The sequence below is a fragment of the Halorhabdus amylolytica genome, from assembly GCF_004944975.1.
In the GTDB taxonomy this organism is placed as follows: Archaea; Halobacteriota; Halobacteria; order Halobacteriales; family Haloarculaceae; genus Halorhabdus; species Halorhabdus amylolytica.
Genome location: NZ_SPQG01000001.1, coordinates 188078 through 209113 on the forward strand (window position 1 = coordinate 188078; position 21036 = coordinate 209113).

A 21036-nucleotide genomic window follows, 5' to 3' on the forward strand; every position below is an offset into this window, starting at 1 on the left:
TCGGTTGTTGACCGATCGCGACACTGCTGTATCGCTAGCACTGTTTCCGAGGCGGTTCACCCTTTGGTTCCAATCGCAGACTGAACGAGAGCGTTGCCCTCACTCCATATCCGGAAATCCCTTTCCACATTCGGGACACGATCGAGCTGATTCCGGGACGGGTTCACCACAGTAGAGACAGTACTTGGTGCTTGGGCGATCGTTCTGTGTCGTGTCTTTCTCCGCACAGTCGGGACATACCGGTCCGGTGTAGATCCCATGCTCCTCACAGATGTTCTGTGTGTCGCCGCTTCGATCGCCACCGACGTGCATCTCGTTGGCGACAGTATCCTGCACATCGCCAGAGGTCTCACCATCGACTTCGAGTTCCTTGGCGACCACGTCCTCGACAGTGGTCCGCTCATCGACGTTCCGTTGATCGCCCATCACAACGTCACCATCGGCATCGACGTCGCCGTCGATAATATACTCCTCACGGGCTTCCCGTTCGACAGTCAATCTGAATTCCGTCTGATAGCCGACCTTCAGCACGGCATCTCGTCTGATTCGTGCGCTGAATCCTTTCTCAAGTTCCTTCTGGTCGCCCTCTGTCCGGATGTGAACTCCATTCGTGTTCCCCTCATTTCGGACCTCGATACATTCCGACTCTGGCTTGATGACTATCGGGGCTTCGTCACCGCTCTCCCTGGAGACCGTGACATCTGCAATGCCGAGTGTAACCGTCCGTCCGTCAGTGTTGACCGTGATCTGTTGACCGTTATCCGGATCACGGTAGATCTCTGTGCGTGTCTCGATCGGAATCCGCCCCATATTTGTCTCTTCAGTTGATAAGTATCCGTTCATGCCGTCCTTTGTAATCAGTAGCTGATTCACGTATAAGAAACTGTAGGACTATGTTAACTCAGGTGATACAGAATCCGCTCTTCGAGTTGCGATCGAGCGATACGCTGGAACGTGGGATGGTCTGACGACGTCTACCGTCAGTGAAACATTGTCGGTAGGAAACTGTCCAAGCGTATACAATCGTTACTCGAACGCGACCAGCAATGCGGACGATGTGGCTGAAGAATTTGATAGTGACTTAGATATGTCAGAACCATCCATCGAGACAGCACCATCCAATCAAACGAGTTTGGAAGGGGTTAGTTGGGGCTTCCATAGCCATCCCTGCCTGGCCTCGCCGTCCCAAACCTTGTTGAATTAGAATCGTTTCTCGAAAATCCTCCACGTCAGGAGAAATCCAACGCTAATCCAAAGTCTTCGAGGTATAACTGCTCTCCCTTGCCGTTCGCCTCTATCTGATCGAAGGCTTCCCGCGCTACACGCACGTCGAAGCCCTCGTCCTCGACGACTTCCTCCAACAGCACGCTGTCGACACCCGCCTCCGCAAGATAGCCCGATCGAATTGCGTCCACACAGGCCTCGACCCGCTCGGCGTCGACAGGAAGTTCATAGAGTCCACGATTGTGAGCCGCAACGCCGTCGCTCTCGTCGTAGACCAATTCGCCCGTCGAGAGGTCGACCAGCACCAGACTCAGATTGCGACTGTACCGCGTCCGGGCAATCTCACCGGCCTCAACCTGCTGGATCACCCGGTCGGTCCACCCCGTCGGCGAAGCCACGCCCAGAAGGTAGTGGTAGTCGTTCTGCTGGGCCTCGTAGACAGCGCTGTTGACGACCGATAGCAGATCGTCCAGATCGGCAGGCGAAGCGTCGAAGCCATTGGTTACGAAGGCTTCGAGATGGGACAGCGTCGCCGCTTCGATGACCATCTCTCGACTGCGCGAGAGACCCAACAATTTGGAACTCGTAACGAAATACCTGGCTCGTCGATTGAGCGGGTATTCCTCGGGTGCACCGTCAGCGGGCAGGAGTCGATCGAGTCGACCCCGTTCGTTGAGATGTTCGCTCCGATCGTCCCAGTAACCAGCCGGCACCTCGAAAGAACCATCAGGAGTTTCCACGACAGTAGCGTCGTAGACCGACGTATCGAAGCGGCCGATATAATCCATCTCCAACAGACGCGCCAGCGATGTTCCAACCGCGTTCTCGGGCAACTCGGCTTCATCGCCAGCCAGCGATTCCCGGACGTTCTCGACGTCCGATTCGAGGTCTCGCTGACGATCTTCGAGTTCGTCGCTGGCTTGTTCGAGACCCTTGCGTTCGTCGGCCAAGTCATCGACTTCCGAATCGAGTTCCTGCTGTGTCGCGGACAACTCACCACGCGCCTCTTCGATCCCTTTACGTTCCCCCGCGAGCTCGTCGATCTCGGCTTCGAGATCGTCCTGACGTTTTTCGAGCCGATCCCGAGCAACTCGGATCCCCTGCCGTTCGCGTTCGAGACTGTCGATCTCGCTCCGGAGTTGTTCGCGTTGTTCACGGAGTGCTTCCAACTCTTCTTCGACGACGGCCGTCGTTTCCTCGCGGGCGGAAGCCCGGGCCTGCTCTTTGGTCTCCGCTTTGACCTGCTCCAGTTGCTCGATCTTTCGTTCGAGCCGTTCCTCTAACTCCGATGTCCGGTCGATTCTGCGAGTGAACGCTTCGAGCATCGCCTCCTGCTCGGCGGAGATATCCTCGCGTTGCTCCTCAAGCTGGTTGATCTCGCTTCGTATCTCCGACCGATCGACGGTTTCGCTGGTGACTGTCCGCTCCAATCGCTGGAGTTCAGCTTCGAACGTCCGCTGCTGGCTACGGATGTCCGACTCGATCTCGGCCGAGAGGGACTCGAACTCGGCCTGGATCTCTTCGCGGATCATCGCGCGTTCATCAGCCGATTCCGAGACAGCTTGGACGGCTGCCTCGATCGACTCAACCATATGCTCGAGTCCGTGGGTCTCGACGTAGACGAAAAAGCCCTGGCGGATCTTCTCTCGGCGCTCCTGGTAGCGATCCAGAAGCTTTCGCATGACGTCGCTCTGAACGTCTGGCTCGTCCATCAACTCGTCCATATTGGCGATCTGCGTCGAAGTGTACTCGGTGACAAGTTCGTACACCTCTCCTTCCATCCGGCGGATCTTCTCCTCGATCTCGTCCTCCGAGAGCACGTCGAAGCGCTTGTACCGCTCGAACTCCAGAACGGCCTGTAGTTCGGTGTCGACAAAGTCCTCGGTCATCGCCCGCGGGATTGACCCTTCGTCGTAGAAACTCGCCGCGAGGAGAAGTCGTGCCAGCCGGAAGTCCCCGCGAACGTCCTCGCGCTCGCTGTCGGTCAGTCGGTCATACTCCTTGGAAAACTCCCAGACGAACTCCTCTTCGTCGGCTTTGATACTGTTGTACCGTTCGATGCGATCGCGGTCGGGCAACTTCTGTAAGGCGGCCAGATCTTCCTCCAGGACGACCGCCGACTCGTGGGTCAACTCCTCGAAACGCTGTTGGAACTCGCTCATGGTTGTTGGCTCTTCGCGTAATCGCTCAGTTCTCGTTCGAAGTACTCCCCGAGGAACGCCGGTGCCGGTGGATATCCCTCGACCTGTATCTCTACCGCCGTCTCGCCACCGTCCTCCTCGAGTGCGTAGCTGATGTCGGCCCGTCCCTTCTTCGTGTAGACCTCGTATTCGTTGTGTGCGGCCGACTGGAGGACCGCCTTCTTCTTCGAGAGCATGTACTCGACGAACGGTTCGACGGTTTCGGCCGGCGCACTCACCCGTTCCGTGACAGTCGTCCGCTCGGGTTCGGCCGTGACGTCGACTGGCTCGAGGCGGTAAGCCCGGACTTGCTCTTCGGGGACCTTCGAGACGAGCTGTTCGTACATCTCCTCGAGGTCGACGCCTTCCGCGATCCGGGATAGTCCCGACAGCGTCGACACTTCCCCTTCGGCGTTGTCGAAGAGATATTCGACACGCTTGCGCTCGGCATCGGAGTCGTAGTCAACCACGAACAGGAACTCGCCGTTGCTGTCACTGGCCATTGTCACTGAACTCGTCACGTATGGGAAGGCTAGTCGACACCGGTCGTTGTGAACAGCCGGCCGGAACAGCTGACATGCCGATCGATATCATCGCTGTCTAACACCTCCAACGCTATATACAAAAGCTTTTCTCCAATCTGGAGGGGAGTGGTTGGGACGAAACGGTTATCGAGCCCATTAAGAGCGCATATAGCACCAATACCCGGAATAGCTTGCGAGAGAATTACGTGTCCCAGGTATCTCCAAAAAGGAGACTAAGCGTATCGGCCAGACAGTAGATAAATTTAAGTGGGTCTATATGGATGTGTGTGATGTGGAGACAGACAGACCATGTCAATCATGCTTTGGACGGGGATCGTCTTTGCGGTGAACGTCGTGATGGGGGCGGCCCTCATAGCGGGTGTGTTCACACTGATGGAACGTCGAATCACGGTTGGGGCATTCGGCGGGATCGCAGTCGGTGCCGGGATGATCTACGCAGAGGCGACGGTCGGCGAAGACATCTTCAGTCCGACGATCACCGAGATGAAGTTCTTGGTCATTGCAGCGGCGGCAGGTGCGGTGCTCGGTGTAACCGCTGTCTTGCTGGCAATCGAGCCGGAGTTGTAGCCTATCGAGTACAAACTACTAAGAACAAACCGACTGACACAGATTCATAGGGTATCACAAACCATGCAAGTACGCGACTGGGTTCAGGATTATTTCGGCGAATCGGCCAACTCACTGCTTGATGAGGGCGTCTACAGCGACGAAGACCTGCGACGTGACAAGATCAAACTCCGAAAGCAGCGCAACCGTATCGAAGAGGAGATGAACCAATATTCAAGCGAGTACAAGGAACTCCTCCAGAAGGGGGCACAGGCCAACGAACTCAAACGGGAAACCTACGCGAAAAAGGCCCAAATCGCCAAGAAGAAGTACAAACTCAAGAAAAAGCAGTACCAGAAAAACAGTGTCATCCTCGGGACCGTCGTTAGCGTCGAAGGCGCTCGCGAACTCCAGGACATGCACGACGGCGACTCGACGGAAATCGAGTCGCTCATCAGCGAGCGCGATATCGACGTCGAGTCCGTCCAGGAGGACATGATGAACCAGATGGTCGAGTTCGATCTGGACATGGAGTTGATGCAAGAAGTTCAAGATGGACTAGACATCGACATCATGACGAGCGATATCGGGACCGAGGACAGCGAGGAGATGGAGATGATGGAAGAGATGGCAGCTGGCAAGATCACAGAAGAGGAGATCGAAGTCGAGGAGACCGTCGAGACCGGGTCAGTCGAAGACGTCACTCTAGAGGACGACCTCGAGGAGATCGACATCGAAGACGAAGAGATAGAGATCTGATCAACGGGAGTATCCCGCGGGAGTAACTGTATGATCGAATCGGAAGCTCAGAAGGAAATCTTAGAGGACAAGTACGAACAATACCGCGGGAAGGCCGATGCTTATCGAGCAAAAGGCGAAGCCGATCGAGCGGCCCGTTTCTACCGGAAGGCTGCCGAGACGGTCGACCGTATCGCGGACGTCGAGACCAGCGATACGCTCACCGAAAAGCGCCACGACCTCGCCGAGAACCTCCGGACAGCTTCGACTCAACTCGAAGAGACCGGCTCGTTGTCGGATGATTCGCCAGTCGAAAACGAGAACGACGAGTCCGACGACGGAAGTGCAGCTCGATCGACGGGATCAGCGTCGGAAGAGACGGATCACCCGGATGCAGAGCAATTCCTTGCGGATCCGCCGGAGATGAACTTCGGGGATGTTGGAGGGATGAGCGAACTGAAGGAGACGCTGAAGGACAAGGTGATCGACCCGCTGGAGCGACCGGAACTGTACGAACAGTACGACCTTGGTGTCGTGAACGCGATCTTGCTGTATGGGCCACCGGGAACGGGGAAGACCTACGTTACAGAGGCACTCGCGGGCGAACTCGGTTACAACTTCGTCGATGTCAGAGCGACGGATATCACGAGTTCACTCGTCGGCGAAGCCGCCGACAACGTCGCGGATCTGTTCACGGTCGCTCGTAATCACCAGCCGTGTCTGGTCTTCATCGACGAGATCGACGCTCTGATGCCTTCCCGAGTAGGTGGATCCCAGAAGACCCAAAGCCAGCGACAGATGGTCAACCAGTTCCTGACTGAGTTGACCGAGACCCGCGGCGAGGACGTCATCGTCGTGGGGGCGACGAACCTCCCCGATGAGGTCGACGACGCTGCAGTCAGTCGTTTCCAGGAACGCATCGAGGTACCGCCACCGGGCGCATCGGCACGGGCGGCGATACTGCGCGTCCACTTTCGGAGCCGGCCGGTCCTTCACGAAGAGATCGACTGGGACCATATCAAAGATCTGACTTCGGGGTACTCCGCTCGGGATTTGGAGATCGTCGCCACGGAAGCTGCCCGGATCGCGCTCGAAGAGGCTCGCGAACGTGACGACCTCCAGCCGATCACCCAAAACCATCTGGCCGAAGCGGTCAACGCGACTGAACCGTCGCTGTCCGGGGGTGGGTGATGTGCCCGCAAAGACTGGAGCATCGCACGCCGTAGCTGCGTTCGTCAGTATCCTGCTTGGCGGCCTCATCAGCGATCTCTTGGGCACGTACGCCACGGCGTTCACCGACCTTGGACGGGTCATCGGCAGGCCCGTTGCCAGTACGATCGGGCTCGCAATACCGGCCACGACGACCGGCCATCTCCTGATCGCAACGGTACTCGCTTTCGGCTGGGGTGTCGCCTATCATTACGCCCGACATGGAGACGACGACGGCGAAACCGAGAATGTGGGAGCTCTTTCGAAGAACAGTGGAGTCGATCACCCCTCGAATCCCGACGACAGTGATGGATCCGAGGCGTTAGCCGGTGTTGTCACGGTCGACTACACCCCCGATTCAGCACGGACCGCCGACGCGGAAGTCGGATCGTACCTCGAATCCACACTGCGTGACGACGTTCGCCCCAAATTGGCAGCGACACACGACCTGCTCGTCGACAGAGAACGACGCGAACTCGCCGAGCGTGTGTCATCACTGGCATCGGACATCGAAACGATCGAGCGAGCAATCTCGCCGTCACTCGAGACGACAATGCCCGATCCGGGGCGTCGAAATGGACTCAAAGACTCACACAGTGACCTTCTCGAGACAGTAACGGCTCTCCGGGCGAGCACATCTATTCTTGAATCCGCACTACGAGAGGGGCAACCCGACGTAGCTATCAAGGAGTGTCGATCCCGATACGAGGAACTGCGCGAGGCCAACGAGCGACGTCGACGACTCATCGAACAGGCGAGTGAGACTCTATGAGACAGCCAGAAGCGACCAGGATCGTACAGCCAGCTAACGACCGGGCCGGGAGGAAGCGCCAATGAGTACGTGCCCGAGCTGTGGGACGACGCTGCCCGACGGTGCGTCGTTTTGCAAACATTGTGGGACGGCACTCGAACAGACCTGTCCGGAATGTGGGACGAGTGTCCCCGGGACGGCGAACTTCTGTCCGAACTGCCGGGCTGAACTCGGCCACGGCGGCGGAGACAGTCGATCAGTTGACGATGGGGCATTCCGGCTCCAGCCCCACGAGTTCGGACGCCGGTTGCTCGGCAGCGATCTCGATGCCGACGGCTTGATCGGATGGTTGACTCGGAAGAAAGAAGTCTCGATCGAGACGGGGAACGAAGCACTGTTCCTAGAGGAGGGGGAGATCGTCGAACGACTCGGTCCCGGAAAGCACGAACTCGAGTCATTGATCCAGCGGCTGAAAGAGCGCCGTCGGGAACAGGAGTCGACGATCATCCTCTATGAGGCTCGTGATACAGTCGTCACGATCGAAGAGGAAGTACGGACGGCCGGAGAGTACCCCGTCGCCGTCCAAGCGGAACTCGTCGTGACGATCGACGATCCCGTCGAGTTCGCAAAGAGTCTCATGGCTGATCGTGGCGACGTGACTGATCAGACGTTCCAGCGTCTCCTGGGCAGTCCCATTCAGGACGAGCTCGAAGCCACCCTTGTTGAGTACGACCGCGAGGAGCTGTATGGTAACCGAGAGCTGAAGCGGACCGTCCAACAAGACGTCCGACGGGGGGCTCGCGAGGCGCTCGAACGGCACGGCCTGGGGCTGGTTTCCCTTCGGTCGCTCTCCTTTGCCGACGATCAAGAGCACATCCGCGAGGGGCGCAAGCAGGTCGAGATCCGCGAGCAGGAAGAAGACATCAGGGACGACGAGGCCCGACTCGATCGTCGGGAACGTGAACGCGAAACCGAGGACGTTGTCCACGAGGCGAACCAGCGCGTTCGCCGGGAAACCGCCGAGCAATCGGCCGACCACGAGATCGAGACCCAGGCCATCGAACAGGATCACGAAGTCGACGACAAGCAGCGCCGGCACGAACAGAAGGCCGAGCGCGAAACCGTCGAACACCAGGAAGAGACGAAGACCACCCGCAAGGAGAAGGAAGTCGAACGTCGAGATCTCGAACACGAGCAGGACGTCTCCGAGATGGAAGATCTGATGGACCTCAAGAAGCGCAAGGACATGGACGGCCTCGATATCGAGGAACGCGAGGCCGAAATCGAGATGCGCCGGGAGGAACACGACGTCGAGATGGAGAAAGAACGGTTGGAAGCCCGTGACGAGGTCGATCTGGAGACACTGGCGAGTATGGATGGCGTCGACGAGGCGGTCGCCGAACTCGCCGAGATCGAGAAGGCCGAGGACCTCACACCGGCCCAGCTCGAAGCCCTCGGCGCAAAGGACAGCGACGAACTCGCCAAAGCTCGCCAGGAGGCTCACGACGCCGAAGCACAGCGCGAGCGCGTCGAGGACCAAAAGGAGTTCCGCGAGGAGATCAAGGACATGGCCGAGGATTCGATGGATCAAATGCAGGAAACGACCGAGTCCGCGATGGACTCCATGGGCGAAACCGGGCGAGCAGCCGCCGAAGACACCGCTGACAACGTGATCGTCTCCGATACCGGCAGCGACGACAGCGGTGACACGACGATCGTCCAGGGGGGGTCCGGCAGTCAGGAGGATACCGGTGGGAACACTGACGAAACGGATCGCGGCTCAGGAACCGTCGCATGTCCGGACTGTGGCAGACAGGTCGACCCCGGGGATGACTTCTGTCTGGATTGCGGCCACGAACTCGGAGGTGAGTGACGTGGAAGCGATCGACCAGCATCGCAAGACAGCGTTGGACTCGCCGTACTCTCGGGATCGAGAAGAGGCTATCGAAGCACTGACAACGGCCTTTCCGAGCGCCGACGAACGCGATCAACAGCGGATCGCCGAGACGCTCCGGGAAGTCGCCCTCGAATCGGCTCATCGTGACGAACGTGAACTGGCTAAGGACCGACTGTTCGACTGTTTTGAAAACGAATCGGGGACCATAGACACGGTCCTCGTTGGAATGGTGACCGAGATCGCGACCGAGTCGAAGTTCTCCGAGGAACGTCTCGAGGCCATCGACGCACTCCGAGAGATATATTCCGAAATCGGCGAGCACCAACGGGATGTCGTCGGGAAGACGCTGGCAGAGATTGCCGGCAACGCGACCCGCGAAGAGGAGCGCCGAAAGGCCAGGCGTCGCCTCTCGGATGTGGCACGGACCGAACGCGAAGAGTGTGACACAAGCGACAAGGGGGCCGATGAGGCAGTCGATTATCTCGGGGAGTCGCTGGCCGAGCACCTCGAAAACGCGGCCACAAAGTCACGCGAGGCGTGTCTACAGCGCGCTGAAGAATTGTTTGAATTCCTCGATGAACAGCCGCTGGATGACGGCAGTTACGAGGAAGTACGGGAGGATGTAAAAGAACTGATGGAAGCGCTAGAGATCGTGGATAGTGAAACGCTGGCTGACGATCGCATCGAGCGCGTCGAGCGGATATCCGAGAGGACAAAACGGCTCTATGCACGCGCGTGAGACTCGAAACGGCTACGGCCCTGGACTTTCGCCTCACTACCGAAAGGAATCTCCGTATTGCAACTTTGAACGCCTAGTAGCTTCCTTATACTTTCCTCCGCGATGTACATTATTACAGAAAAGTAAGAACGCATGAGCCAGGTGGGACGTTGCTGGCCACGGATGACGATTTTCCACGGCGTTTATTGACGAACTCGGCCTTGATCGGGCTGACTCAGCAGACGTGAGCGGACAGATCCCCCCGACGGTGGGATAAGAGAAAAACGGTGGTAGAGACCCGTTCGGGATCGAGGGCACCAACGCCCGACTCCCGTTGCGTTCACTCGCCGACGATCGGAAGCGTGACAACGACGTGAGTTCCACGAGCCGCGTCGGCGAATCGCAGGGACCCGCCAGCGTGACTGATGCTATATCGAGCGAGCCAGAGGCCGAGACCAGTTCCGTGTACCACGGGACTCTGCTCGACTTGATCTGTCAGTACGGCCTGCTCTTTCGGCGGAATGCCCGGACCGTTGTCCCGGATGTCGATCCGTACCGCGTTGCCATCACGACTGACCTCGACTGTCACACGTGGCGTATCACTGTCGTTGTGGTCGATTCCGTTTTCGATAAGTTCCGTAAAGGCGTCCTCGAGGATTGGCACTGCTTTGATTTTGACGTCGATCGAACAGTGAACGTCGATCTCCGCTTCAGGCGATGACGCTTGGACCGTTTGGATGGCCGCCGAGAGTAACGGCGTGAGAGACATGATCGTCCGTTCGGTGTTGCCGGTAAGCAGCTCAACAATGTGCCGCTCGGTGTTGATGAGATCGATCACCTCGGTGCCGGTCGTCAAGATCCGATCGGCGGCATCCGAAAGTGTGCCCTGCGTCTGTTCCCGTAGTACCTCAGCGTTCCCGGTGATGACGTTGAGATCGTTCCGAAGGTTGTGTCGCAGAACGCGACTGAGGACTTGTAGTTGGCGTTCGCGATTTTTCCGCTGGGTGATGTCCCGGCTGATTGCGACAGTCCCGACAATAGTCCCGGTCCCGTCATAATGTGGATATCGCGTCGTGACGAATGCGCGTTCTCCGCCGCCTCGAAGTGTTGGTGAGATGGTGTAGTCGATCGCATCTTCTCGTTTGAGTACACGCGTCTTCATTTGCTGGATACGCTCGGCTGTCTCGTCGTCCATGAACGCAAACTCGTCAGCGCCGAGTAGTTCCGAACGTGGGAGTCCAGCATACTCGACGACGGCATCGTTAACGATCTGGAACGCCCCGTCTCGATCTTGAAGCATGATCGGGTCCTCGACCCGCTGGACGATCTCCTCGTAGGTCGCGAGTTCGGCCGTCGCTTCTACTCGATCGGTGATGTCGATGAAGACTGCTGCGATCCGTTTCCCGTCCAGGGGGTAGGAGGTCACCCGATGGTGCTGATCGAGTGGTTCCGAATAGGCTTCGAAATCGACCCGTTTCCCGTTCAGTGCAACATCGCCGTACCGAGTGATGAACGGATCCTCGGTCGGATCTTCTGGCAGATCGAACACATCGCTACCTCTTTTCCCCTGAATCTCCTCGGCTTTGAGTCCCGTGATTCGCTCGAAAGCAGTGTTGACGTCCTCGAACACGTAGTCCACAGCCCGTCCGTCTTCCTCGGTAATGACTCGCTGGATCGCGATCCCGTTTATGGCGTCCCGAAAGAGCTGTCGGTACGCTCCATCGTCTAGTACTCCATTGTCGCTCTCGCTTTGCCGGGAGGCCGTCGCTTTCGGTTGTGTCCTTTCACATCCAGTGAGAACGATGACCGCCGCTGGGGCGTTTTGCCAGTTGATTGCGGTCGCGACGTAATCAACCACCCACTGTTGCCCGTCTGCCGTCGTGATCGACGCTGTTCCGGAATCGAATACACACTCGCCAGTGGTGATTCGCCGCGTCCACGTTTCAAGGTCGCTAACACCAGGGTCGAACTCGACTGACGATCTGACGTCAGTTCCTTCGTCGGTTTCAGCCGGACCGAATTTGACTGTAGCACGACAATTGGCGTAGGTGACGTCTCCCTCTTGACAGACGAAAATCGGGTCCGGCGCACCATCCAAAATCCCGCCACGGGTCGGTACCGGAGCGGATCGGGTCCGATAGCGTCGGGCAACAGCTTCAATCAGCGACGCCACAGTTTCGATCTCGTCTTCTGGCGTCACGATATCGGTCGGTCGGGCTGCACTCACCCGATCAACGACCGCGGCGTTTTGCCCTTTGACTCGGACGAATACTGGCAGGACGGGGTCCAGTGCTCGGGTGATTTCGAGGAGAGTGACCCCATCGACATCAGGGGACGTGGTATCACAAATGAGACAATCGACTGTAGCTGTCTGAAGCTGTTCGATCACAGTTTTGATGGTTTTTTCCGCCACGACGTGCATACCGTCCCGCCCAGTGATCTGTGCGATCAATCCATCAGTGGTCCCCGTATCCATTACTGTGAGGGTCCGAAGGGGCGAGTCCGGTACCATTCCGTATCACAACTTACGTTCGGACGATAATAGTTCATCCGCCGACTGTGAAATGACGGACGAAGTATGGCTGGTCATTAACCAGTCGCTGACTCGATTCGGCGCCACGGATCGGCGTGGGAGAGTTCGGCTGGAGGTCCAGTGTCACGACCACGGTCACGTCGACGGGCGTGAATATGTCGGTCACATTCTCGTATTTAACTCTTGTGGTGATCCGGATCTCCAGTGCTCGCGCGAGGCAGTTTAAGTAGGCTACGGGTGCCACTGTGAGCTACACCATGAGTTCCGACGTGCACACGGCGACGAGCGTTCCAGAACAGACGGCGGCGAATCCACCGCGGTTCATCGATCCGAGCGATGCCTTCGATACCATCCAGGCGGTCACTGGGCGAAAGTGGCACCTCCGGATCGTCTACCACCTGCTCGAAGACGGGCCGATGGGGTTCAGTGTACTCAAGCACTCACTGGACAGCGTCTCCTCGAAAATGCTTTCGGAGAGTCTTTCCTCGCTGGAGGAGGAACACCTCGTCGCCCGTGAAATCGTCAGCGATCAGCCTGTCCGCGTCGAGTATTCGTTGACCGACCGGGGCGCAGCACTGGAACCCGCCATCGCGGCACTCCTCAGATGGGACGCCGAGTTCGACTGCGAGGAGGACGACTGAATGGCTCATTACGATGTACTTGTGATTGGCGGCGGAACAGGGAACAATGTCGCCGCGGCCGCTGCCGATGCAGGACTGGACACGGCATTGGTCGAGAAGGGCCCACTCGGTGGCACCTGTCTCAACCGTGGCTGCAATCCCTCAAAGATGCTCATCCAGGCTGCCAGTGCGGCCCAGGACATCCGGGATGCTGATCGATTCTTCCTCGACGCGTCGCTCGACGGCGTGGACTTCTCGACCATCGTCGCCGACATGGACGAAACCCTGTCCGGGCTTGCTCAGGGAATGGAAGACGCCTACCGCGAGAAAGCGAATCTCACGTTGTACAACGACGAAGCAGTCTTCGTCGATGACCGAACTGTTGTGGTGGATAGCGAACGTCTCAGCGGGGAGAAAGTCGTCGTCGCCGCCGGGAGTCGGCCGTTCGTGCCCCCGATCGAGGGGCTCGATTCTGTCGAGTACCTCACGAGTCGCGAAGCGCTGTATTTCGACGAACAACCCGAGAGCCTCGTCATCGTCGGTGGCGGATACATCGCCGTGGAATTGGGCTACTTTTTCGAAACGCTGGGGACAGAGGTTCAGATCATCGAATCCGGTGAGAACCTTCTCGGTCGGGAAGACCCTGACGTGAGCGAGACATTCACCGATATCGCCCGGGATCGTCATGGGGTCCACACTGGGTATCGGGCGACAGCCGTCGAATCAGTGAACGGTTCTGTCCGGGTCAACGCCGAGAGCGAAGATGGCGACGCGATCACCGTCGAGGGCGAGGACGTGCTGATCGCGGCGGGCCGGCGACCGAACACGGACACTCTCGATGTCGCAGCGGCCGGGATCGAAACGGACGATCGCGGCTTCATCGTGACGGACGAACGACTGCAGACCAGCGCGGCAAACGTCTGGGCACAGGGCGATATCGCGGGCAATGCGATGTTCAAACACTCCGGCGATTACGAAACCCGGGTCGCGATCGACAACGTGGTCCACGATGCCAACCGGCCGATCGATCTCTCGGCGATGCCCCACGCTGTCTTCACCGAACCACAGATCGCTGGCGTCGGCAAGACCGAAGACGAACTCGAAGCGGCGGGCCGTGAGTACGTCGTCGGCTGGCAGTCACTTCCCGAGACACCGATGGGTCGAGCGAAGAAACTGGACGAGGGATTCGTGAAGGTCCTGGCTGCGCCTGACGGCGAAATCCTTGGCTGTCACATGCTCGGCGAGGAAGCCTCGACGATGATTCACGAAGTGCTCGTGGCGATGCGGGCCGGGGCTGGACAGGTCAGCGACATCACCGATACCATTCACGCCCACCCGACGCTGAACAAGGCCGTCGAGTACGCCTTCCGGGACGCTCTGGACGCCTGATCACGGAAACTGCAACTCGCGTGACCGGGCGCCGAAAAATGTACTAACAAGTTCCTACACGTCATAACATATAACCCCCTGCGCGACGGACGCTTCAATATGAGTGGTTCGAGCTACGATACGACGATTCAGTTTCGCGCCGGGTCCGAAAAGGAGGCCGCAGAACTGCTCGACGAAGTCCATATCGGGGGTATCAACGTGAGTGAGCTCGCCCGGACGGGCCTGGTCGAGATGCTCCGCCGGTCGCTTGACGAACGGGACGAGATCGCAATTTACGAACGATATAGCCGCGACGAGATCGACGAAGACGTGGCTCGGGTTCTTCTCGGTGAAAAGATCGACCGGATGGAAGCGGAGCAAGACGCCTTCGAGTCGGCAATGGAGCGGGACACCTCGACGTTCCTCGCTGAGAGCGATGGCGAGTGACCCTCGCCACCCACTCCTGGCCGATACGAGCTCCCTTATTGCCGTTGCGAACACCGACCAGTGGGACGTACTGGCGGACTCGCTCGCGTTGACCACCACGAACGTCTGCAAGCACGAACTGCAGAACCACGTCAACTCGAACACGCACGCGCCGGAAGGAAGCCGCGAACAGTACCTGAAACGAGGTAGCCAGCGCGTACTCGATCACGTGGACGACGATTCCTCGTCGTGGTCGTGCGTGACTGTCGTTCCGCGCCCCCACGGGCCGGATGCAGGTGAGCAATCGCTGCAGCAGGAGCTGTCCGAACACGGTGACTCCTACCAGGTCGTCTCGCTGCTCGATGGAGCCGCCCGCCGGTCGATCAGGCGACTGGTCGAGGACCACGGATACGACGTTGACGTTGTGGGGCCGCCGTATCTACTCTACATTCTGTTTGATAACGACCTCATTTCGAAGGCTGAATTCTGCGAGGCGACGGGTGAGATGATCTGGACAGAAGGGTGGACGGGATACGAAGTCGTCAAGCACGCCTGGACAAGCATTCCCGTAGATTGTGCCGAGTTCCTCGACGACGACATTCTCCCACCCTGAGAGTCAATCAAACGGGAAGCGACTGATACGGATTGGTCTAAGTCATCACCATATCGACCGCCTGCAGTCGGATCGTCGTCACGGTAAACAGTTAGAGCAATCCGTATGTGAACAGATCGATCTCACGCTCCCGTCGCTTAACACTCCACCAACGAACAGTCGAAGACGAACGACTCCTGGACGTCTTCAACGGTATCGATCAAATCCCCGGCGGCCGGACGATCGTCGATCGAGTCCCCGCGGTGGGTGAAGATCACGTCGGCATCGTCGCCGCGTGTATCGAGGACGGCGCTTTGGGGGAGTCGTCCGAGGAGGTCGTGGAGCTTCCCGACCGGCCCGTACCGTGTCGGCTGGTCGTACTGCTCGGCGACGCGTTTCTCGCCGTCGGCCAGCAGTGGAAACGGGAAGTCCTCGACGACGTTGTCCCGCCAGTCGGCCGCTCGCTCGCGTGGCTCGGGCAAGATCGGCAGGACGGCCGTCTTGCGTTCGTTGAACGTCCGGGCGTGCTCGCTGATTTCGGATACCTGCGCCTTGCACTTCGGGCAGTGGTAGTCCCGCAAGAAGAGCAACACGGCGAAGTCCGACGCGTCGATCACAGCCGCCAACGAGAGTGGATCGGGACCGACGCCGACGTTCGGTAATTCGAAATCCAGGGCATCGTTGGCAAGCGTTTGTTGTGACATGTTCAACCCTTCTCCTTCAAGCGCCATCAACGACCGGTAGCGTTTCCGTGAGCGGGTGAGGGAAGCGTAACCGGGGTTCCGTCAGGCGTAGCTATTTGTGCCGCATGACCGTCCTCCACAGGTATGGCCGAAACGAGTGAGCACAACGAGTACGACGTCATCGTGGTCGGCGGCGGTCCTGCCGGCCAATCCGCTGCACTGTACACGACCCGGCTCGGCCACCGAACCGCCATTGTCGATGTTGGCGGTGGCCGAGCGGCGATGATCCAGGAGGTCCACAATCTGATCGGTGTCCCCGAAGACGAAAGCGGGATGGATTTGCTTCAGGTGGGCCGAGAACAGCTGGAGAACTACGGGTGTGATTTCTACCGCGACCGCGTCACCTCCTGCTCGCATGGCGAGGACGGGATAACCCTCGTCGGAAACTCTGACGAGTACACCGCCGAGGCCGTCGTCCTCGCCACAGGGTTCAACGACGTCCGCCCCGACCCGCCGCTGCCACGCACGGGACGAGGACTGCATTACTGTCTGCATTGTGACGCCCACATGTTCGTTGACGAACCGGTCTACGTCATGGGACACGGCGAGAGCGCGGTCCACGTCGCGGGGATCATGCTCAACTTCACCGACGAGGTGGATCTGCTGACCCGCGGGAACGACCCCGAGTGGAGCGACGAGACCGCCGAAACGCTCGACGCCCATCCGATCGACGTGATCCACGAGGACATCTCCGGCGTCCAGAACGGCGAGGACGGCTGGCTCAAGGCGTTGGAATTCGAGGATAGCGTGGGACCACGTCACACGAGCAACCGGACGGAGTCCGGCGACGGCGAAGTCCGGGAGTACAAGGGTGGGTTTGCCATGTACGGCGCGGAGTACAACAACGGCCTTGCGCGGGAACTCGGCTGTGAAATCAACGCTGACGGGACTGTCGAGATTGACGATCACGGCCGGACGGCTATCGAGAACGTCTATGCAGTCGGGGACCTGACCCCGGGTCACAACCAGCTACCGATCGCTCTCGGAGCAGGCGCGAAAGCGGGGATCGACATTCACTTCTCGTTGCGTGATTTCCCGCGCGACCCCGATGTGCTGGATTCCCAGGGCCCAGTTCGCGACGAGGAAGTCCCGGGGATTCCCGACCAACTCCTCGAACAGGCCGTGGATTTCCATACCTACGGCGAATAGGCGACTCGTCAGGTACTGAAACTCTCACGTTCGAGCGACGCGAGTACAGTCAGTCACCGGTTCGGTTTCCGCGTTTGTTTGGGATGATCGGCGATATACACGCTCGTGTCGTCGGGAACGTCTTCAGTCACCCACGAGTTCGCACCGATACTCACGTGATCGCCAACCTCGACCGTTCCGAGCACGTTGCTTCCGGCACCGATGACGACGTGGTCGCCGATGTCGGGATGACGATTGTAGTCTTTTGCGAGCATATGACCCTCGCCTTCCTCTTCTTCCTCGAAGTGCAGCGTCCCAAGCGTGACGTTCTGGTAGATTCGGACCCAGTCACCAACTGTCGCGGTCTCGCCGATGACGACCCCTGACCCGTGATCGACGAAAAAGTACTCGCCGATCTCAGCACCGGGGTGGATGTCGATACCTGTCTCGGTTCTCGCATACTCGGCGAGTTCCCGGGCGTAGGCGAAAATATCCTCCTCGTAGAGAGCATGCGCGACACGGTGGGTGAGGATTGCGTGAAACCCGGGATACGACCGGATGATCTCACAGTAGCTTTTCGCTGCCGGATCGCCCTTGTACGCCGCCTCGACGTCTTTTTTGAGAGCGCGTCGAATTGCCGACAACTGGTCCAGCGTCCTGTCGATGATCTCCGTTACGGTCGCTTCGTCGTGATCCGAATAGGCGGTGATGCCCGTCTGCATGCAGCGACCGAGCTCAGTCAGGCGGCCACGAGTCGTTTCGGGATTATCTAACAACTCCGTCGCGTTCCAGCACCTGGGGAACAGGAGCTGTTTCAGAAGGGGCGACTCCTCACGCAGGAACTCGCGACGAGGATACGTCCGTGAAGCATCCGTTGGAAACGGCGATTCATCTGTTCGATACGACTCAACGAGTGCTGTATGCACGTCGCCAGTGTACGCGTAGTTCATTCGCTTGGCCTCAAGTTATCTACCAAGGTTCGTTGCTCTGTCGGAATATATCACGGGAATCGACCCACTCCTCGAAAGGGCAATCGACATAAAGCGGCAAATAGTACATGGAATTATGCATCGATCCGATGCAGGCCGGAACGCTCGGTCGAGCGTCCGACCGGATGTCGATCGCTCGCCCCGGCGGAAGGGGTCCCAACAGAGCGACCGTCAACGACAAAGCCACGCTTGTTCCGTCCCGGTCTCGCGTCGGGATTGTTGTCGCTGTTGCTGACCGCTCTGTCCCCGTCTCGAGTGGCACCGAATGAACGACGACATAGTCACACAAACTGACACATGACCACACACGATACACCGAAGGCATCGGGACTCGAAACGATCGGCAAGACACCGCTGGTCGAACTTGACGCGTCGCCGGGGGCAGTCCCGGTTTACGCCAAACTGGAGACGTTCAACCCGGGCGGAAGTGTCAAGGATCGCATCGGAAAACACATCCTCGAAGGGCTGGTCGAGCGCGGCGAAATCGAACCTGGCGGGACGATCGTCGAACCGACGGCCGGCAACACTGGCATCGGGATGGCTCTGGCGGCGACCCGTCTGGATCTCGGCGCGATTTTCGTCGTCCCCGAGGGATTCAGCGTCGAGAAGGAACGCCTGATGGACGCGCTGGGTGCTGAAATCGTCCACTTCTCGGGGGACGGCGGAATGGCTGCAGCTGCCCAGAGAGCCCACGAAATCGCCCAGGAGCACGAAAACGCCGTCGTTCCCCAGCAGTTCTCGACGCCGCTGAACGTCGAAGCGCACTACCGGACGACCGGTCCCGAGATCGTCGAGGCACTCGACGGCGAGGTGGGCGCGGTTGTCGTCGGCGTCGGGTCGGGCGGGACGCTGACCGGGATCACCCGTGCCGTCCGCGAGCAGGTGCCGGACGTCAACGTCGTCGCCGTCGAACCGGAGGGGTCGACATTCGCCACCCTGCTCGGCCGCGAACGCGAAGAGAGCCCCTACAAGATCGAGGGGATCGGCACGCACGATCCTGCCGTGACCGACCTGCTCGAACCCGACGAGATCGACGACTTCGTGACGGTCAGCGATCGGGACGCACACAGCGAGGTACAGCGACTCGCAGCCGAGGAGGGCCACCTCGTCGGTTCAAGTTCGGGCGCGGCGAGCCTAGCAGCACGGCGTGTCGCCGAAGAGATCGCAGCCGGCCAGCGCAACGCACCGTACGATACCGTCGTGACTGTGTTCCCGGACGGGGGCGAGCGGTACCTCTCGAAGAACATATACGGCCACTTCGACGAGTGGGAGGGCAAAACATGACCGACGATTTGCCCGATCACGACGACTTCGAGACGCGCGCTATTCACGCGGGTTGGGACCCCGATCCGAAGACGGGCGCGATCATGCCGCCGATCTACGCCTCCTCGACGTTTGCCCAGGACGCCCCCGGCGAGGACCGGGGCTATGAGTACTCCCGGACGGGTAACCCGACCCGAACAGCTCTCGAGGACAATCTGGCGAGCCTCGAAGGCGGCGCGCACGGCCGGGCGTTCGCCAGCGGGATGGCCGCGATCAATACCGTCCTGAATCTACTTTCCGCAGGTGGGCACGTCGTCGTCGGCCGCGACGTCTACGGCGGCACCCACCGCCTGTTCACGGACGTCTACGAAGACTACGACCTCGAATTTTCCTTTGTGGATGCGACCGATCCGGACGCCGTGGCCGAGGCGATCACCCGGAAGACCGAACTGGTCTGGATCGAGACGCCAACGAACCCTCTCATGCAGATCGTAGACATCGAGCGGGTTGCTGCGCTGGCTCAGGACGGCGATGCGCTGCTGGCCGTTGACAACACTTTCGCGACACCGTACCTCCAGCGTCCCCTCGAATACGATGCGGACATCGTCGCCCACTCGCTGACGAAGTACCTCGGCGGCCACTCCGATGTCGTCGGGGGTGCACTCATCACAGAGGACCCGGATATCGATGATCGACTCGGGTTCTACCAGAACAGCGTCGGCGCGACCCCCGACCCGTTCGCGTGTTTTCTTGTCCTCCGGGGGACGAAAACCCTGCCCGTCAGGATGGATCGACACTCCGAGAACGCCCGGACACTCGCGACGTGGCTCGACGATCACCCCGCCGTCGAAACTGTCCACTACCCGGGACTGGGTACTCACCCCGACCACGACGTCGCGACTGCACAGATGGACGACTTCGGGGGCATGCTCAGCGTCGAGCTCGACGCGCCTCTCGAAGCTGTTCGAAGTTTCGTCTCCGAGACCGAGGTGTTCACGCTGGCCGAGAGTCTCGGTGGCGTCGAGAGTCTGATCGAACACCCAGCGACAATGACCCACGGGACCGTCCCCGCAGAAGAACGACGCGAAACGGGGATCACCGACGGGCTGGTCCGTCTCAGCGTCGGCCTCGAATCAGTCACGGACCTGCGGGCCGATCTGGCGAAGACCCTCGAGAATACGATCGACACCTGAGACCGGCGTCTGCCTGTCTTGCAGTCACTCCTCGCCGTAGTCCCCGCCGTACTTCATGAAGAAGTACGCGAACCCGAGCGTCGCCGCCATGAGGAAGCCACTGCCGACGCCGAGCAACTTCGCACTCTCCGGAACGGTCGGACCTGTCGACGCGCTCACTTCGACTTCGGGATAGTCGTCACCGACGACGACGGCCCCTTTCATACCGACCGAGAGGTGCGGGTCACAGTAATACTTCGAGATGCCCGTTTCCTCGAAGGTGCGTTCGAAGGTCGTGCCGGCCTCGGCAACGGGCGGCCCCGAGGAGTACGAGTCATCGTCGGCGACGACGTTGTGGGCGTTGCCCTGACCGGTCCACTCCCAGATAACGGTG

At 59.4% G+C, this 21036-nt stretch carries 21 protein-coding genes; 13 read left to right on the forward strand and 8 right to left on the reverse strand.

The window, feature by feature from the left end; genetic code table 11:
• Window positions 1-99: 99 nt before the first annotated feature.
• From E3374_RS00945 to E3374_RS00955, 3 genes are all read right to left on the reverse strand, one after another.
• The gene (locus E3374_RS00945; RefSeq protein WP_136686774.1) at window positions 100-810 is read right to left on the reverse strand and encodes a zinc ribbon domain-containing protein; all 711 of its coding nucleotides are present in this window, start codon (window positions 808-810) and stop codon (window positions 100-102) included.
• Between the two features lie 419 nt (window positions 811-1229).
• Entirely contained in the window at window positions 1230-3386 is a 2157-nt protein-coding gene (locus tag E3374_RS00950; protein ID WP_136686776.1) for a coiled-coil domain-containing protein, read from the reverse strand.
• On the reverse strand, window positions 3383-3907 hold the full coding sequence (locus tag E3374_RS00955; protein WP_136686778.1) for a hypothetical protein: 525 nt from the start codon (window positions 3905-3907) through the stop codon (window positions 3383-3385). The genes E3374_RS00950 and E3374_RS00955 overlap by 4 nt, the downstream gene beginning before the upstream one ends.
• 330 nt (window positions 3908-4237) lie before the next feature.
• Between E3374_RS00955 and E3374_RS00960 the strand changes: the two genes are divergently transcribed.
• The 6 genes from E3374_RS00960 to E3374_RS00985 all read left to right on the forward strand — a co-directional run bounded on the left by E3374_RS00960 (window position 4238) and on the right by E3374_RS00985 (window position 9829).
• The gene (locus E3374_RS00960) at window positions 4238-4516 is read left to right on the forward strand and encodes a hypothetical protein (RefSeq protein WP_136686780.1); all 279 of its coding nucleotides are present in this window, start codon (window positions 4238-4240) and stop codon (window positions 4514-4516) included.
• Between the two features lie 63 nt (window positions 4517-4579).
• The gene (locus tag E3374_RS00965) at window positions 4580-5254 is read left to right on the forward strand and encodes a hypothetical protein (protein WP_136686782.1); all 675 of its coding nucleotides are present in this window, start codon (window positions 4580-4582) and stop codon (window positions 5252-5254) included.
• A gap of 30 nt (window positions 5255-5284) precedes the next feature.
• A complete protein-coding gene (locus E3374_RS00970) occupies window positions 5285-6424 on the forward strand; it encodes an ATP-binding protein (RefSeq protein WP_136686784.1) in 1140 nt (379 codons plus the stop codon).
• A 1-nt stretch (window position 6425) separates the two neighbouring features.
• On the forward strand, window positions 6426-7214 hold the full coding sequence (locus E3374_RS00975) for a ribonuclease P Rpr2/Rpp21/SNM1 subunit family protein (protein WP_136686787.1): 789 nt from the start codon (window positions 6426-6428) through the stop codon (window positions 7212-7214).
• A 61-nt stretch (window positions 7215-7275) separates the two neighbouring features.
• Entirely contained in the window at window positions 7276-9066 is a 1791-nt protein-coding gene (locus E3374_RS00980; RefSeq protein WP_136686789.1) for a zinc-ribbon domain-containing protein, read from the forward strand.
• Window positions 9059-9829: a hypothetical protein gene (locus tag E3374_RS00985; RefSeq protein ID WP_136686791.1), complete on the forward strand. Its 771-nt coding sequence runs from the start codon at window positions 9059-9061 to the stop codon at window positions 9827-9829. The genes E3374_RS00980 and E3374_RS00985 overlap by 8 nt, the downstream gene beginning before the upstream one ends.
• A gap of 319 nt (window positions 9830-10148) precedes the next feature.
• On the opposite strand, the gene E3374_RS00990 is transcribed toward E3374_RS00985, so the two are convergent.
• Together E3374_RS00990 and E3374_RS00995 are read right to left on the reverse strand one after the other, a co-directional pair.
• Complete coding sequence (locus E3374_RS00990) at window positions 10149-12284, reverse strand: hybrid sensor histidine kinase/response regulator (RefSeq protein ID WP_169051743.1); 2136 nt, start codon at window positions 12282-12284, stop codon at window positions 10149-10151.
• Between the two features lie 70 nt (window positions 12285-12354).
• Complete coding sequence (locus tag E3374_RS00995; protein WP_136686821.1) at window positions 12355-12585, reverse strand: hypothetical protein; 231 nt, start codon at window positions 12583-12585, stop codon at window positions 12355-12357.
• Between the two features lie 13 nt (window positions 12586-12598).
• Here E3374_RS00995 and E3374_RS01000 point away from each other — a divergent pair, with 13 nt between their 5' ends.
• The 4 genes from E3374_RS01000 to E3374_RS01015 all read left to right on the forward strand — a co-directional run bounded on the left by E3374_RS01000 (window position 12599) and on the right by E3374_RS01015 (window position 15368).
• On the forward strand, window positions 12599-12982 hold the full coding sequence (locus tag E3374_RS01000; RefSeq protein ID WP_136686823.1) for a winged helix-turn-helix transcriptional regulator: 384 nt from the start codon (window positions 12599-12601) through the stop codon (window positions 12980-12982).
• The gene (locus E3374_RS01005) at window positions 12983-14350 is read left to right on the forward strand and encodes a dihydrolipoyl dehydrogenase (RefSeq protein ID WP_136686825.1); all 1368 of its coding nucleotides are present in this window, start codon (window positions 12983-12985) and stop codon (window positions 14348-14350) included. It begins immediately after the preceding gene.
• A gap of 99 nt (window positions 14351-14449) precedes the next feature.
• Window positions 14450-14776 carry a hypothetical protein gene (locus tag E3374_RS01010; RefSeq protein ID WP_136686827.1) on the forward strand — a complete coding sequence of 109 codons (327 nt, stop codon included), beginning with the start codon at window positions 14450-14452 and terminating at the stop codon, window positions 14774-14776.
• Window positions 14766-15368, forward strand: a complete 603-nt coding sequence (locus E3374_RS01015; protein WP_136686829.1) for a hypothetical protein — start codon at window positions 14766-14768, stop codon at window positions 15366-15368. The genes E3374_RS01010 and E3374_RS01015 overlap by 11 nt, the downstream gene beginning before the upstream one ends.
• A 137-nt stretch (window positions 15369-15505) precedes the next feature.
• Here E3374_RS01015 and E3374_RS01020 read toward each other — a convergent pair whose 3' ends face one another.
• A complete protein-coding gene (locus tag E3374_RS01020; RefSeq protein ID WP_136686832.1) occupies window positions 15506-16051 on the reverse strand; it encodes a redoxin domain-containing protein in 546 nt (181 codons plus the stop codon).
• 123 nt (window positions 16052-16174) lie between these two features.
• Between E3374_RS01020 and E3374_RS01025 the strand changes: the two genes are divergently transcribed.
• The gene (locus E3374_RS01025; protein WP_136686834.1) at window positions 16175-17239 is read left to right on the forward strand and encodes an NAD(P)/FAD-dependent oxidoreductase; all 1065 of its coding nucleotides are present in this window, start codon (window positions 16175-16177) and stop codon (window positions 17237-17239) included.
• Window positions 17240-17292: 53 nt separating this feature from the next.
• On the opposite strand, the gene epsC is transcribed toward E3374_RS01025, so the two are convergent.
• Window positions 17293-18168 carry a serine O-acetyltransferase EpsC gene (gene epsC, locus E3374_RS01030; RefSeq protein WP_136686836.1) on the reverse strand — a complete coding sequence of 292 codons (876 nt, stop codon included), beginning with the start codon at window positions 18166-18168 and terminating at the stop codon, window positions 17293-17295.
• A 336-nt stretch (window positions 18169-18504) separates the two neighbouring features.
• Between epsC and E3374_RS01035 the strand changes: the two genes are divergently transcribed.
• Window positions 18505-19491 carry a PLP-dependent cysteine synthase family protein gene (locus E3374_RS01035; RefSeq protein WP_136686838.1) on the forward strand — a complete coding sequence of 329 codons (987 nt, stop codon included), beginning with the start codon at window positions 18505-18507 and terminating at the stop codon, window positions 19489-19491.
• Window positions 19488-20663: a cystathionine gamma-synthase gene (locus E3374_RS01040; RefSeq protein ID WP_136686840.1), complete on the forward strand. Its 1176-nt coding sequence runs from the start codon at window positions 19488-19490 to the stop codon at window positions 20661-20663. Before E3374_RS01035 ends, E3374_RS01040 begins: the two co-directional genes overlap by 4 nt.
• Before the next feature lie 24 nt (window positions 20664-20687).
• Here E3374_RS01040 and E3374_RS01045 read toward each other — a convergent pair.
• Window positions 20688-21036, reverse strand: a 349-nt coding sequence (locus E3374_RS01045) for a plastocyanin/azurin family copper-binding protein (RefSeq protein ID WP_248299359.1), incomplete at its 5' end; no start/stop codon positions are given.

Bases quoted from the DNA above. Each gene is read 5' to 3' on its own strand.
- E3374_RS01010 (WP_136686827.1), top strand. From the start codon at position 14,450: ATGAGTGGTTCGAGCTACGATACGACGATTCAGTTTCGCGCCGGGTCC.
- E3374_RS00980 (WP_136686789.1), top strand. From the start codon at position 7,276: ATGAGTACGTGCCCGAGCTGTGGGACGACGCTGCCCGACGGTGCGTCG.
- E3374_RS00950 (WP_136686776.1), bottom strand. From the start codon at position 3,386: ATGAGCGAGTTCCAACAGCGTTTCGAGGAGTTGACCCACGAGTCGGCG.
- E3374_RS00945 (WP_136686774.1), bottom strand. From the start codon at position 810: ATGGGGCGGATTCCGATCGAGACACGCACAGAGATCTACCGTGATCCG.
- E3374_RS00970 (WP_136686784.1), top strand. From the start codon at position 5,285: ATGATCGAATCGGAAGCTCAGAAGGAAATCTTAGAGGACAAGTACGAA.
- E3374_RS00990 (WP_169051743.1), bottom strand. From the start codon at position 12,284: ATGGATACGGGGACCACTGATGGATTGATCGCACAGATCACTGGGCGG.
- E3374_RS01000 (WP_136686823.1), top strand. From the start codon at position 12,599: ATGAGTTCCGACGTGCACACGGCGACGAGCGTTCCAGAACAGACGGCG.
- E3374_RS00960 (WP_136686780.1), top strand. From the start codon at position 4,238: ATGTCAATCATGCTTTGGACGGGGATCGTCTTTGCGGTGAACGTCGTG.
- E3374_RS00955 (WP_136686778.1), bottom strand. From the start codon at position 3,907: ATGGCCAGTGACAGCAACGGCGAGTTCCTGTTCGTGGTTGACTACGAC.
- E3374_RS01040 (WP_136686840.1), top strand. From the start codon at position 19,488: ATGACCGACGATTTGCCCGATCACGACGACTTCGAGACGCGCGCTATT.
- E3374_RS01005 (WP_136686825.1), top strand. From the start codon at position 12,983: ATGGCTCATTACGATGTACTTGTGATTGGCGGCGGAACAGGGAACAAT.
- epsC (WP_136686836.1), bottom strand. From the start codon at position 18,168: ATGAACTACGCGTACACTGGCGACGTGCATACAGCACTCGTTGAGTCG.
- E3374_RS01035 (WP_136686838.1), top strand. From the start codon at position 18,505: ATGACCACACACGATACACCGAAGGCATCGGGACTCGAAACGATCGGC.
- E3374_RS01025 (WP_136686834.1), top strand. From the start codon at position 16,175: ATGGCCGAAACGAGTGAGCACAACGAGTACGACGTCATCGTGGTCGGC.
- E3374_RS01020 (WP_136686832.1), bottom strand. From the start codon at position 16,051: ATGTCACAACAAACGCTTGCCAACGATGCCCTGGATTTCGAATTACCG.
- E3374_RS00965 (WP_136686782.1), top strand. From the start codon at position 4,580: ATGCAAGTACGCGACTGGGTTCAGGATTATTTCGGCGAATCGGCCAAC.
- E3374_RS01015 (WP_136686829.1), top strand. From the start codon at position 14,766: ATGGCGAGTGACCCTCGCCACCCACTCCTGGCCGATACGAGCTCCCTT.